Annotated in this window: 11 protein-coding genes; 8 read left to right on the top strand and 3 right to left on the bottom strand. The window is 69.9% G+C overall.

Translation table 11 applies throughout. From position 1 onward, the window contains the following. Positions 1-33 precede the first annotated feature (33 nt). Both DI269_RS17550 and DI269_RS17555 read left to right on the top strand, forming a co-directional pair. Positions 34-1,296, top strand: a complete 1,263-nt coding sequence (locus DI269_RS17550; protein WP_112138199.1) for an RICIN domain-containing protein — start codon at positions 34-36, stop codon at positions 1,294-1,296. A gap of 230 nt (positions 1,297-1,526) precedes the next feature. Further along, entirely contained in the window at positions 1,527-5,261 is a 3,735-nt protein-coding gene (locus tag DI269_RS17555) for a rhamnogalacturonan lyase family protein (protein WP_198667520.1), read from the top strand. Between the two features lie 40 nt (positions 5,262-5,301). Here DI269_RS17555 and DI269_RS17560 read toward each other — a convergent pair whose 3' ends face one another. The 3 genes from DI269_RS17560 to DI269_RS17570 form a co-directional block, all read right to left on the bottom strand. Next, a complete protein-coding gene (locus tag DI269_RS17560; RefSeq protein ID WP_112138203.1) occupies positions 5,302-6,243 on the bottom strand; it encodes a YihY/virulence factor BrkB family protein in 942 nt (313 codons plus the stop codon). A 37-nt stretch (positions 6,244-6,280) separates the two neighbouring features. Then, complete coding sequence (locus DI269_RS17565; RefSeq protein WP_112138206.1) at positions 6,281-6,739, bottom strand: RrF2 family transcriptional regulator; 459 nt, start codon at positions 6,737-6,739, stop codon at positions 6,281-6,283. Between the two features lie 111 nt (positions 6,740-6,850). Then, a complete protein-coding gene (locus tag DI269_RS17570) occupies positions 6,851-7,519 on the bottom strand; it encodes a FadR/GntR family transcriptional regulator (protein ID WP_112138208.1) in 669 nt (222 codons plus the stop codon). Positions 7,520-7,812: 293 nt separating this feature from the next. Between DI269_RS17570 and DI269_RS17575 the strand changes: the two genes are divergently transcribed. From DI269_RS17575 to DI269_RS17595, 6 genes are all read left to right on the top strand, one after another. After that, positions 7,813-9,108, top strand: coding sequence for an MFS transporter (locus DI269_RS17575; RefSeq protein ID WP_232822795.1), 1,296 nt, complete (start codon positions 7,813-7,815; stop codon positions 9,106-9,108). 98 nt (positions 9,109-9,206) lie between these two features. Continuing rightward, positions 9,207-11,135, top strand: a complete 1,929-nt coding sequence (locus DI269_RS17580; protein ID WP_112138211.1) for an acetoacetate--CoA ligase — start codon at positions 9,207-9,209, stop codon at positions 11,133-11,135. A 206-nt stretch (positions 11,136-11,341) separates the two neighbouring features. Continuing rightward, a complete protein-coding gene (locus tag DI269_RS17585) occupies positions 11,342-11,983 on the top strand; it encodes a TrmH family RNA methyltransferase (protein WP_112138213.1) in 642 nt (213 codons plus the stop codon). Positions 11,984-12,300: 317 nt separating this feature from the next. Further along, a complete protein-coding gene (locus tag DI269_RS27825; protein ID WP_176953298.1) occupies positions 12,301-12,459 on the top strand; it encodes a hypothetical protein in 159 nt (52 codons plus the stop codon). A gap of 13 nt (positions 12,460-12,472) precedes the next feature. Then, positions 12,473-13,306 carry a PH domain-containing protein gene (locus tag DI269_RS17590; protein ID WP_112138216.1) on the top strand — a complete coding sequence of 278 codons (834 nt, stop codon included), beginning with the start codon at positions 12,473-12,475 and terminating at the stop codon, positions 13,304-13,306. Between the two features lie 247 nt (positions 13,307-13,553). Then, entirely contained in the window at positions 13,554-14,099 is a 546-nt protein-coding gene (locus DI269_RS17595; RefSeq protein WP_112138218.1) for a SigE family RNA polymerase sigma factor, read from the top strand. Positions 14,100-14,226 lie beyond the last annotated feature (127 nt).

Consider the following 14,226-nt stretch of genomic DNA (forward strand, 5'->3'; position numbering starts at 1 on the left):
CCGCGGCCCTCGACTTCGAGCTCTGGAGCGCACATGCAGAACCCGACCGAGCGCCCGAACCCGTTCGGCGCCAAGCTCACCCGCCGCTCGCTCGGCCTCCTCGCCGGACTCGGCGCCGGCGCGGCCGCCGGCGGCGTCCTCGGGGCGGCCGCGGCGGGGGCGGCCTTCACCCCCGGCACCTGGTACGTCCTCCAGTCCCGCTACAACGGGCTGGCCCTGGAGATCGACGGCGCCTCGACCGCCAACGGCGCCAAGCTGGTCCAGCGCCAGCGCAGCTACGCGACCAGCCAGCAGTTCCGCTTCGTCGACGCCGGGGGCGGCTACCACCGGATCGAGGCCCGCCACTCCGGGCTCGCCCTCGACGTCTACGCCAAGTCGACCGCCAACGGCGCCGACATCGTCCAGTGGGCCTCCAACGGCGGCACCAACCAGCAGTGGCAGATCATCGACGACGGCACCTGGCTGCGCTTCGTCAACCGCAACTCCGGCAAGGCCCTCGACGTCTGGGAGTGGAACATCGCCCTCGGCTCGCGCCTGTCGCAGTACGACAACGCGGGCGGGCAGAACCAGCAGTGGCGGATCGTCCCGGCCGACGCCGCCCCGGCCGCGGGCACGCCGACGGTCTACATCGCTTCCGACTCCACGGCCCAGACCTACAACTCCTCGGTGTACCCGATGACCGGCTGGGGCCAGAAGCTCAACCTCTTCGTCGACGCCAACACCCGGATCGCCAACCACGCCATCGGCGGCCGGTCCTCGCGATCGTTCATCGAGCAGGGCCGCCTCACCACGATCCTCAACGCGATCCAGCCCGGCGACTACCTCTTCGTCCAGTTCGGGCACAACGACGCCAGCACCGGGAACCCCGAGCGGTACACCTCGCCCGACGACTACAAGATGTACCTCCGGGACCACTACATGGCCGGGGCCACCGCCAAGGGCGCGATCCCGGTGCTGCTCACCCCGGTCAACCGGCTCGACTACAACACCTCGACCGGCCAGTTCAACGAGTCCTTCGCGACCTACGGCGCGAAGGTCCGCGAGCTGGTGAGCGAGACCGGCGTGTCCTTCATCGACCTCGGCGCCCGCTCGCGCGCCTACCTCAACCTGATCACCCCCGCCCGGGCCCAGGCCGAGGTCTACATGCACCTGGCGGCGGGGGAGTACCCGGCGTACCCGAACGGCCTCGCCGACTCCACGCACTTCCACGAGTACGGCGCGACCCAGATGGCGCGCTTGGTCTCCGAGGGAGCGAGGGCCCTGAGCGGCCGATCGATCGCCGCGCACGTGCGCTGACCGACTCGTGGCACATGTTCGACTTGTCGAACATGTGCCACGAGCGGCCGCTCGGGGTGACCCCAACGGCCCACAGGTATCGACATGTATTGACATTCGGCGATCCAATCGGTACGGTCCCGAAAGTAGTAAACGCTTGCCCGGCAGTCTCCGGCGTGATTGAAACGATTCATTCACGTTTGCCCCGCGAGCCCCCTCCTCCTCTCACTACGGAAGTGACAATGAGGTCCATGACCCCACCCCCCTGGCGCCGCGCGCTCGCGCTGGTCGCGATCGGGGCCACCGCCCTCGCGGGCGTCCTCTCCGCGGGCTCCCCGTCCCAGGCCCAGGAGGACGACGGCATCACCGTCTACCTCGCCTCCGACTCCACCGTCCAGACCTACGACCCCTACTGGGAGCCGCAGGCCGGGTGGGGCCAGGTGATCGACCGCTACTTCGACGAGAACGTCACCATCGCGAACCACGCCATCGGCGGCCGGTCCTCGCGCTCGTTCATCGAGCAGGGCCGCCTCGACGCGATCCTCAACGAGATCCAGCCGGGCGACTACCTGTTCGTCCAGTTCGGGCACAACGATGCGACAGTGTCCGTGCCTGAGCGGTACACCTCGCCCGACGACTACAAGACCTATCTGCGCGACTACTACATCGCGGGCGCGATCGAGAAGGGCGCCATCCCGGTCCTCGTGACCCCGGTGTCGCGCCGCAGCTTCAACGCGACCACGGGCGAGTTCAACACCTCCTTCCCCGAGTACGTCGAGAAGGTCTACGAGCTCCACGAGGAGACCGGCGTCGCGATGATCGACCTGTCGGCCTCCTCCCGCGCGTACCTCAACGAGATCGGCCCCGAAGAGGCCAAGTCGGTGTTCCTGCACGTCCCGGCCGGGGTCTACCCGAACCGGCCCAACGGCACCGCCGACGACACCCACTTCCAGGAGTACGGCGCCATCCAGATGGCCCGCCTCGTCGCCGAGGAGACCGCGACCCTCGGACTCCCCTTGAGCGAGCACGTGGTCGACGTCGCGCCCCCGGCCGACGTCCCGGCCGCCCCGAGCGGGGTCTTCGCCGCCACGATCGCGAACGCCAGCGTCACCCTCAACTGGGCCGACCAGGACGACGCGGACATCTACCGCGTCTACGTGCGCGAACCGGGTGGTGTTGACGGAGCGGCCGAGTGGCGCCTCGGCACCACCGCCACGGTGGGGGTCGGCCGCGTCTCGGGCCTCGCCGAGGAGACGACGTACGAGTTCGCCGTGGCCGCCGTGAACGGCAAGGGCGAATCCGACCGTTCGGCGACGCTGTCGGTCACGACCGCGACCGCCGGCTTCAAGTACGACTTCGGTCCCGCGAGCCAGACCGTGGCCGCCGGGTACACCGAGGTCAACCGCGGCACCGCGTACACCGCCGAGCGCGGCTACGGCTTCACCACCGACATGTCGACCGCGATCGACCGCGACCGCGGCGTCACCACCGACCCGCTCGGCTCCGACTTCGTGGCCTGGTTCGGCGGCACCTACGACTTCGCCGTCGACGTGGCCGACGGCCTGTACACCGCGCGGGTCTTCGTCGGCGACTACGTCGGCTCGGCCCGCTCGAACCTGAAGTTCGAGGGCGTCGACTACGGTGCGGCCAACGCCGGCTCGAAGTCGATCCTCACCAAGGACTTCGAAGGGATCGTCGTCGAGGACGGCCAGCTGAACGTCACCGTCTCCGGCCAGACCGGGCACCTGAACGGCCTGGAGCTCACCAGGATCGGCGACGTCCCCGGTTCCGGGAACGAGGGCCCCGACGAGCCGTGCGCCGACTGCGCCGAGCAGGTCGAGAGCCTCGGCCGCGCCCCGGTCGCAGTCAGCGTCGAGGACGGGAACTACCTGTCCTGGCGCAGCCTCGCCAACGACCCCGAGGGCACGGCGTTCAACGTCTACCGCGACGGCCGCCTCCTCACCCCCGAGCCGACCGCGCTGACGAACCTCACCGACGCCGGCGGCACCGCCAACTCGACCTACTGGGTCGCCACGGTGTCCGAAGGCGTCGAGACCGGCTACACCGCGGCGTTCGAGGTCTGGGGCGACCAGTACGTCGACGTCGACATGCAGCGCCCCGAAGGCGGCACGACCCCCGACGGCGTCGCGTACACGTACGCGCCGACCGACGCCACGGTCGCCGACCTCGACGGCGACGGCACCCACGAGATCGTCCAGAAGTGGGACCCGTCGAACGCGAAGGACAACTCGCACAACGGCTACACCGGGAACGTCTACGTCGACGCGTACACGCTCCAAGGCGACCTGCTGTGGCGCATCGACCTCGGCCGCAACATCCGCGCCGGGGCCCACTACACGCAGCTCGTGGCCTACGACCTCGACTCGGACGGCCGCGCCGAAGTGGCCCTGAAGACCGCCGACGGCACCGTCGACGGCGTCGGGGACGTCATCGGCGACGCCGACGCGGACTACCGCAACAGCACCGGCCGCATCCTGGAGGGCCCGGAGTTCCTCACGGTCTTCAACGGCCAGACCGGCGCCGCCATGGAGACCGTCGACTTCTCGCCCGCGCGCGGCGACATCTGCTCGTGGGGCGACTGCTACGGCAACCGCGGCGACCGGCTCATGGCCGCCGTCGCGTACCTCGACGGCGTCCACCCCTCGCTCATCACCAACCGCGGCATCTACGCCAAGACCGAGATCACCGCGTGGGACTGGGACGGCGACAACCTGCCCAAGCGCTGGAGCTTCAGCTCCGACCGCTGGGGCGGCGCCTACGGCGGCCAGGGCAACCACAACCTGTCCATCGCCGATGTGGACGATGACGGGCGCGACGAGATCGTGTTCGGCGCCATGACCATCAACGACGACGGCACCCCGCTCTACACGACCGGCCTGGGCCACGGCGACGCGCTCCACGTCTCCGACTTCGACCCCTCCAACGAGGGCCTGGAGATCTTCAGCCCCTTCGAGTGCATGAGCTGCTCGGGCAACCGGGCCGCGGCCTTCCGCGACGCCGACACCGCCGAGGTCCTCTGGTCGATCCCGGGCACCCGCGACACCGGCCGCGGCGCCTGCGGCGACATCGACCCCGCCTACCCCGGGGCCGAATGCTGGGCCGTGTCCACCACCGGCGCGTGGAACGCCCGCGAAGGCGAACTCCACGCCGCCGACGGCACGCTCATCGGGAACTCCATCCCCTCGGCGAACTTCATGATCTGGTGGGACGGCGACCTCGGCCGCGAGATCCTCGACCACGAGTTCGACGAGCCGAACTACACGCCGCTCTACCCGTTCATCGCCGAATGGGACCCCGCCACGGGCACCCAGGAGGAGATCTTCACCCCCGAAGGCGTCGACACCAACAACGGCACCAAGGGCAACCCCGTCCTCAGCGCCGACCTCCTCGGCGACTGGCGCGAGGAGGTGATCCTCCGCAAGGAGTCCAACGACGGCGTGCGGATCTTCACCACCGTCATCCCGACCGAGTACGCGCTGCCGACGCTCATGAACGACCCGCAGTACCGCCTCGCGGTCTCCTGGCAGAACGTCTCCTATAACCAGCCGCCGTGGCCGAGCTACTTCATCGGCTACGACATGGAGGCCCCGGACTACGAGACCGTCACTTATGGTCCTTCCCGCGACGCGGCCGCCGCGCCGTACGCCGCGGCCTCCTGCGAGGTCGAGTACCGGGTCGCCGCCGACTGGGGGACCGGGTTCGTCGTCCAGATCAAGGTCACCAACACCGGCGACGCCGACATCGACGAGTGGGACCTGCGCTGGAAGTCCGGCGGGGTCGAGTCCGTCCTGTACGACTGGGGCGGCGAGATCGCCATCGACGGCGAGGCCATGGCCGCCGACCCGGCGTTCTGGAACTTCCCGCTGAAACCCGGCCGCACCAAGCAGATCGGGTTCCAGGGGACCGGCGACCCCGACGACCCGGGCATGTTCCTCATGAACGGCCAGGTCTGCGCGACCGCTTAATAGAACACAGTGGACGGCCCGGGCGCTCGCGTCCGGGCCGTCAGCCGTCGTCGTCCACGCGCTGCTGCTCCCCGGTCCCGTACAGCCGCCCGGTCCCGTTCGGGATCGCGGCCCGCTCGTACAGGTCGATCGCCTTGCCGCGCAGCGAAGTCGCCGTCCACGACGCGGCGGCCAGCAGCATCACGTTGAACAGGTACAGGAACACCAGGAGGCCGACCGCGGTCGTGACCGCCTGGTACGCCGGCCGGTCGGAGACGTGCAGGACGTAGATCCGGCCCGCGGTCTTGAGCAGCTCCATGCCGATCGACACCGCGATCGACGCCCAGATCACCCGCCGCGGCAGCATGACCACGCGCGGGAGCGCCTGGAGCAGCACCGCCGCCAGCAGCGCGTTCGCGATGAGCCCCACCAGGACCGAGACGGCCCGCACCAGCAGCGCCAGGTTCCCGGTGACCTCGTCCCAGTCCAGCCACGCCAGCACGAACTCCGCGCCCGCCGTCGCGCCGATCGTGATGAGCAGCAGGACCGAGACCCCGACGAGGATGCCCAGGTCGATCGCCCACCGCAGGAACGGGTTCCCCGGCTGCGCCTCCAGCCCCCAGACGAGGCGGATCGAGGCCCGCACCGACTGCACCCACGCCACCCCGGCCACGACCAGCGCGACCGCCGCGAAGATCGTCACCGACTTCCGGGAGCTCTCCAGCACCCCGATGTCGATCACCGGCAGGTTCTGGGACAGCCACTTCTCGACCGAGTCGTAGATGTCGGGGAAGTTCAGCAGGTAGCCGAAGATCGCCAGCGCCAGCAGCGACATGGAGAACGCCGCGAAGAACGCGTAGTAGGAGATGGCGGCCGCCATCTGGCCGCAGTGGACCTCGCCGTAGCGCTCCGCGGTCCGCCAGGCGTGGTCGACCAGGTTGGACCGTCTTCGCATCGACAGGAGCACCCGGTCCCACCAGGCCCCCAGGTCAGGGAACTTCACGCACCGATTCTGGCAGAGCCGGGCCGGTCATGCCGCGTCAGTCGCGGATGACCCACGCGTCGGGGTCTTCGAGGAGCTTGGTGACCGAGGTCGGGAGGTCGTCGTTCGCGACCGAGGCGAGGGAGACCGATTCGAGGATGTTGCGCTCGGAGACGCGCAGGGCGATCCACACGTTGGTGAGGGCGGTGGCGGTCCCGGTGTAGGGGACCTGCTCGGGGCGCTCGCCGCGGACGCCGACGAGGGGGCCGTCCACGGCGCGGATGACGTCGGCGAGGCTGATGAGGTCGCCGGCCTTGGCGAGCTGGTGGCCGCCTTCGGAGCCGCGCTTGGAGGTGGCGATGCCGCCGCGGCGCAGCTGGAGGAGGATCGATTCGAGGAATTTGCGGGGGATGCCCTGGTCCTCGGCGATCTGCTCGGCCGAGACCCATCGGTCGCCGTAACCTGCCAGGGCCACGGCGGCGCGCAGGGCGTAGTCGACGCGGGCGGACAGGCGCATGGGGACTCCTCTCGGTGCCGTTCGATCGAAGCGGCACTACCGACTCTATCTCTAGGGCCGCTGCGTTCCCGCGGTTCAGGGGCTTGCTGTGAGGCGCCCGGAGATCGTCAGTCAATCGTCGACGAGGAGCCTGAGGTACGCGGCGGTCTCGGCGGCGGCCAGGTCGGCGTCGCCGGCGATGATCGCCTCGATGGCGCTGGTGTGGTCGATGTGGGGCTCTTCGGCGAGGACGGGTCCGAGGCCGGCGCGGACGGTCTCGCGCAGGGAGTCGGCGAGTTCGGAGTACAGCTCGGCGAGGAGCTTGTTGTGGCTGGCCTCGGCGACGGCCTGGTGGAGGGCGATGTCGGCGGCGATGAACGCCTCGGTGTCGCCGACCTCGTGGGTCGCTTCGCGTTCGGCGAGGAGGATGCGCAGGCGGGTGATGTCGGCTTCGTCGCGGCGGTGGGCGGCGAGGCGGGCGGCCTCGACTTCGAGGCCGCGGCGGACCTCCATGGCGTCGGAGGCGGGGCTGGCGGCGATGCGGCGGCGCACGGCGGCGGTGACCTCGCTGCGGCCGACGACGAACGTCCCGGCGCCTTGGCGGATCTCCAGGAGTCCGGCGTGGGCGAGCGCGCGGACGCCTTCGCGGATGGTGTTGCGGCCGACGCCGAGGAGCTCGGCGAGTTCGCTCTCGGTCGGGATGCGCGATCCGAGGCCCCACTCGCCGTCGCTGATCTGCTGCCGCAGCTGCTCGATCACCTGATCGACGAGGGCGGACTTGCGTGTCGACTGCAATGCCACTGGCGGACCTGACCTTCCCGGATCGCGGCCATGGCCTGCGGGGGCCTGCCATGGGGGGTGCGTGTTTCCTGACACTAGGAGGATTAAAGCAGACAGCCCTCGCGATACCGTTGACAGGCCGCCAATTCATCCCATGAATTGTCCCGATTCTATCCCGGCCGCTGACGGCGTCGCCCGCCTGCCGTGAATCGGTTCAGTTACGTTTCCCGGTACTCCTCCCGGAAGCTCGGCTAGCGATTGCCGGCGCCTGCCTGCCTACCGTGAACACCCCGGCCTCGGAAGGAGCCGTCCTCGTGACGACCGACGCCAGCGCCAGCCTGCCCGAGGGCGGCCTCGCCCAGGAGCGCGAACACCCCGTCCCCACGCCTGCCGCCGAGATCGCCGACCCGATCGGGCGCAAAGCGGTCGCCGCGGGCTGGATGCTCGTCGCGGGGGTCGTCCTCGCCGCCTTCAACTTCCGCACCGCCGTCACCAGCGTCGGCGCGATCCTCGCCGAGATCCGCGGCGGCCTCGGCATGTCAGAAGCCCTGGCCGGGCTCCTCACCACCCTCCCGGTGCTCGCGTTCGCCGGGCTCGGGGCGTTCGCCCCGCGCCTGGCCCGCCGCTTCGGCCCGCGCCTGCTCCTGACGGGCGCGCTGCTGGTCATGAGCGCCGGGCTCGTGGCCCGCGCGTTCGCCCCGAACACGGCCCTGTTCCTGCTGTTCAGCCTGTTCGCGCTGGCCGCGGGCGCGATCGGGAACGTGGCGGTCCCGGTGATCGTGAAGCGCTACTTCCCGACCCGCATCGGGGTCATGACCACCGCGTACTCGACGACGCTCGCGGTCGGCACGGCGGTCGCGGCGGCGTCGACGGCCCCGATCGAGCACCTGTCGGGGGACTGGCGGATCGCGCTCGCGGCGTGGGCGCTGCCGGCGCTCATCGCGATCGTGCCGTGGCTGCTGTGGCGTCCGGCCGCGGCCGCGGCGGGCGCGAACCCGGTCGCGCACCTGCACGGGGTGCGCCGCTCGCGGCTGGCGTGGATGATGCTGCTGATCTTCGGCGCGCAGTCGGCGATCGCGTACATCCTCATGGGCTGGACGACGACGATCCTCACCGCCGACGGGATGTCGGCGGCCGCAGCCGGGTCGATGCTGGGCCTGCTCACGCTGGTGCAGATCCCGGTGTCGGTGGTCGTCCCGATCCTCACGGTCCGCTGGGGCCCGCGCCCGACGTTCCTGGTGCTCGTCGCCTGCTACCCGCCCGCGCTCGCGGGCCTGTGGCTCGCCGGGGGCGGCCCGCTGACGTGGCTGTGGATCGCCTTGTTCGGCATCGGCACCTCGGTGTTCCCGCTGATCCTGACCCTGTTCGGGCTGCGGGCCCGCACGCCGGCCGGGACGAGCGCGCTGTCCTCGTTCGCGCAGTCCGGGGGCTACCTGCTCGCCGGGTCCGGGCCGCTCGCGGTCGGCTGGGTCTACGGGCTCACCGGCTCGTGGTCGGTGCCGTTCGCACTGCTGGCCGTCCTGACGGTGCTGCTGTTCTTCTCCGGCCTGTACGTCACGCGCGAGCGGTACATCGAGGACGAACTGGGACAGTCGAAAACGGGCCAATAGGCGATAGCGCGCAAACGATCCCCCGCAGGCGGGCGCGAACCTGAGCCGTGCCACGATAGTGCTGTGGACCACAGTGCGGTGGAAATCGGGAGGCGATCGTGACCAGCGAGGTGTTGTGGCTGCCGCGCCCTGACGCGGTGGAGACGACGAACATCGGCCGGTTCGGCCAGTGGCTGTCGCGCCGGGAGGAGCGCGACCTCACCTCCTATCCGGCGCTCTGGCAGTACTCGGTGGAGCACCTGCGCCCGTTCTGGGGCGCGGTCTGGGAGTACTTCGGGCTCGGCACCACGGTCCCCGAGCACCGCGTCCTCGCCGACGAGACCATGCCTGACACGGTGTGGTTCCCCGACGAGACCTTCAACTACGCGCGCGCCGTCCTCACCGCCCCCGGCGTCGCCGAGGACGACGTCCTCGTCCGCGCCTACTCCGACACCCGCGACCCGGTCGAGTGGACCCTCGCCGACCTGCGCGAGGCCGTCGCCCGCGCCCGCGCCGGGCTCGTCGCCCACGGGGTCCGCCGCGGCGACCGCGTCGCCGCCTGGATGCCGAACATCCCCGAGACGTTCGCGCTCATGCTCGCCTCCGCGAGTCTCGGCGCGGTCTTCTCCAGCTGCGCCCCCGAGTTCGGCGCCAAGGCCGTCCTCGACCGCTTCGCGCAGATCGAGCCGAAGGTCCTCGTCGCCGTCGACGGCTACAGGTACGGTCCCAAGGCCGTCGACCGCACCGAGGACGTGCGCCGCGTCGTGCGCGGCCTCGAAGGGCTCGGCTCGCTCATCGTCCTGCCGTACCTGAACCCGGACGCCGACACCGAGGGCGAGACCTGGGACCGCTTCTGCGCCTACGACGAAGGCGTCGCGTTCGAGCCCCTCACCTTCGACCACCCGCTCTACATCCTCTACTCGTCGGGGACCACCGGCCTGCCGAAGGCGATCGTCCACTCCCACGGCGGCATGGCGATCGAGCACGCCAAGATGCACTCGCTCCACCACGACCTCGGCGTCGGCGACCGGTTCTTCTGGTACTCCACGACCGGCTGGATGATGTGGAACTACCTGGTGTCCGCGCCGATCGTCGGCGCCGGCGTCGTCCTGTTCGACGGCATGCCCGACCCGGCCGGCATGTGGCGCCTCGTCGAGCGGTCCGGCACCACCTACTTCGGGACCAGCGCGCCGTTCCTCATGGCCTGCCGCGCCCGCGGCATCAAACCCTCCGAAGAGGCCGACCTGTCGAGGCTCCGCGGCATCGGCTCCACCGGCGCGCCGCTCCCGGCGGTCGGCTTCGACTACGTGTACGAGTCCATCAGCCCCACCGCGCAGCTCCAGTCGCTCTCGGGCGGCACCGACCTGTGCACCGGGTTCATCGGCGGCGCCCCCACCGTCCCGGTCTGGCGCGGCGAGCTGTCGTGCCGGTGCCTGGGCGCCGACGTCCAGTCCTTCGACCCCGAAGGGCACCCCGGGATCGGCCGCGAAGGCGAGCTCGTCATCGCCTCCCCGATGCCTTCGATGCCGGTCGGCCTGTGGGGCGACCCGCTCAAGCACCGCTACCGCGACACCTACCTCACCGACTTCCCCGGGATCTGGCGCCACGGCGACTGGATCACCATCACCGAGCGCGGCTCGGCCGTCATCTCCGGGCGAAGCGACGCGACGCTCAACCGCGGCGGGGTCCGCATGGGCACCGCCGAGTTCTACGCCGTCGTCGAGGCCGTCGACGGCGTCGCCGACTCCCTCGTCGTCCACCTCGACGACCCCGGCCAGGACCGCCTCCTGCTGTACGTGGCCCTCAAGGACGGCGCCGAGCTCGACGAGGACCTGCGCCGCCGCATCGTCTCGGCCCTGCGCGAGCAGCTCTCGCCCCGGCACGTCCCCGACGAGGTCCGCCAGGTCCCCGAGGTCCCGCGGACCCTCAGCGGCAAGAAGGTCGAGGTCCCCGTCAAGAAGATCCTCAAAGGCGTCCGGCCCGAGGAGGCCATCGCCCGCGACGCCCTCGCCAACCCCGACGCGCTCCGGTACTTCCTGCGCCCCTGACCGCCCCCGCCTGGGACGAGTGGAACTCGGAGTGACGTGGGGCCACTGGTAGCCCGATTTCCTTCTGCGGCAAGGGAATTCAAATGGGTGTGTGCGCGATCGCAGACGTGCGGTCGTTAGTATCTTTCGTGTCGCCCCGGTCGGTTTCCCCCGTAGCCGCCGGGGCGGCGCTATGCGCTCGGCCCACCCGCGGCCCCTGTGCTCCAATGGTCGGCGTGAACGAAGAGGACGCGATGGAGGTCGGGGTCGGCCCATGGGAGGGACCGCTCCCGCAGGGCGACCGGTACGACCCGGAGCTGCTGCGCGGCGGCGACCGCCGCAACGTGGTCGACGGCTACCGCTACTGGACCCGCGAGGCCATCGTCGCCGACCTCGACGAGCGCCGCCACGACTTCCACGTCGCCATCGAGAACTGGCAGCACGACTTCAACATCGGCACCGTGGTCCGCAACGCGAACGCGTTCCTCGCCGCCACGGTCCACATCGTCGGCAAGCGCCGCTGGAACCGCCGCGGCGCCATGGTCACCGACCGCTACCAGCACGTCGAGCACCACGCCACCGTCGAGGACTTCACCGCCTGGGCCCTCGACGAGGGCCTCGCCGTCGTCGGGATCGACAACCTCCCCGGCTCCGTCCCCATCGAGACGGCCTCCTTGCCGCGCAAGGCGGTCCTGGTCTTCGGCCAGGAGGGCCCCGGACTGTCCGAACCGGTCCGCGAGGCCTGCTCCATGGTCTGCTCGATCACCCAGTTCGGATCGACGCGCTCGATCAACGCCGGCGTCGCCAGCGGGATCGCCATGCACGCGTGGGTGAGGGAACACGTGTTCGGACAGCGGCCGCAAGCCTGACTCCTGATCGTCCAGTGTCGGATACCTGACGCTTCCCTGGGGCCGGAGGGGGCGATGCGCCTACATTGAGCCAAGGGAACGTGACTTGGGGTAAGCTCGCCGGTGTCATAAGCGAATAGGTTATTCCGCTGGTAGATAGGCGGAGTCGGGCAAAAGTGGAACGATGTCGTTACACTGATCCCCGGCGATCGGCCCCTCGGATCACGCCGTTGGAGCCCATCACAAAACTGAAAGCCGAGTCATACTCGTACGGTAGACTCGTGCCAGCCTGCGCCAGACGAACGATCGGCCAGGACCCTTTGACGGGAGGGGTGAGGATGTTGAAGAAGATTCTGACCTGGGGCGGACTTGCGTTCCTAGTATTCTTTGTAGCTTTCCGACCCGATGAGGCCAGCGGCGTCGTCGGTTCCCTGGCGGGCGGAATCCTCGATGCCGCAAACGGTTTCGCGGCGTTCTTCACGAACCTCGTGACCTGATGTCGGCGGATCGATGACCGGTTCCGGTGCAGGCGGCTCGGGGGACAAGAAGGACACCGAGCCGCTGGAGCCCCCCAGTCCGCGCGCCCCCTCCGACGGCCCCGCTCCGGGCGCCGAGTCCCCCACGCGCGAGTTCCAATTTCCTCCGGGCGTCTCGACCGGAGCCCCCGCAACGGCCGCCGGAGACATAGACGGCGTCCGCTTCGACGACAGTCCCGCCGGCGGCCTGCTCTCCGGCGTGCGCGCCCCCGCGGTCCCCGACGTCCCGTCCCCGATCTCCGCCCGCTACCTCTTCCCGACCGAGAAGTACCGCGGCGAATGGCGCCGCCACTGGGTGCACCTCATGCCCTGGTACGTCATCGGCACGCTCTCGACCTTCATCATGGGCCTCGCCTCCGGCATGCTCACGAAGTGGGACAACGAGAACCGCGACACGGCCCTGTCCGTCACCGTCATCGTGTGGCTGCTCATCCTCGGCTTCGTCGGCTGGAAGATCCTCGACTGGTACATGGACCGGTTCATCCTCACCAACAAGCGCATCATGCTGATCCAGGGGGTCATCACCCGCTCGGTCGCCATGATGCCGCTCGGCCGCGTCACCGACATGAAGTACTCGCAGACGCCGATGGGCCGGATGCTCAACTACGGCGAGTTCATCATCGAGTCGGCCGGCCAGGACCAGGCGCTGCGGAACGTCCCGCACCTGCCGAACCCCAACGAGCTCTACCTCCAGATGTGCGAGGAGATGTACGAGCCCGAGGCCGTCGACGAGCGCATGGCCGAACCCGAGGAGGACCTCATCCCCGAAGAGGAGCCCGCCGTCCCGTCGAAGACCGACGGCACCTGACCCCCGAATCCCGACCGTCACGACCGCACCCGCCGGCACTCCCGGCGGGTGCTTCGCGTCACAAGGGCGATGACGGGCGTCTCGTGGCATGAATCCGGGAGGCGGCGGGTTGCACCTACTTCGTATACTCGCCTTTGCACGAACCCTCGGTTGCCGATGACACCCATCTTTTGGCAGAATTCCGCCCTGCGGGGCAACTTTCCACCGGGGGTATGTCGTCTGTTGTTCGACCCCCCCAGGGAGACGCGTGAGCGAGGTCAAATCGTCTCAGGACGAGGAGTTCCGCGAGTACGTGGCGGCGCGCTCAGCCGCGCTGCACCGTGCGGCGTATCTTCTGACGGGGAACTGGGCGACAGCGGAGGACCTGGTGCAGACGACGTTGACGAAGACCTACCTGGCGTGGAGCCGGATCAGGACGACTGATTCGATCGACGCCTACGCCCGCCGCATCCTCTACAACACGAACGCCTCCTGGTGGCGCAAGCGGTCCAACCGCGAGAAGCCCACCGAGGTCTTCGAGGACCGGGCCGACCTCTCCCGCGACTTCACCGAGCACTCGGCCGTCCGCGACGCCATGTGGCGGCATATCTCGGCCCTCCCCAAGCGCCAGCGCGCGGTCCTCGTCCTCCGCTACTACGAGAACCGCTCCGACGCCCAGATCGCCGAGATCCTCGGCATCTCCATCGGCACCGTCAAGAGCCAGGCCTCCCGCGCCCTCGCGGGCATGCGCAAGCGCCTCGGCACGCCCGCCTCCGCGCTGGGCGTCTCCATGGAACGGAGGGAGGCTGCGTGAACGGGGACATCGAGGCCCTCCTGCGCAGCGGGCTGGCCGAGCAGGCCGAGCGCGCGCCCACCGCGGTCGAGGACCCGGCCCTGGCCGACCTCGCCATCGCCGGCGCCCACCGCATCCGCCGCCGCAG

Origin of the sequence: Glycomyces dulcitolivorans (assembly GCF_003265355.1) — a bacterium.
Taxonomy (GTDB): Bacteria; Actinomycetota; Actinomycetes; order Mycobacteriales; family Micromonosporaceae; genus Glycomyces; species Glycomyces dulcitolivorans.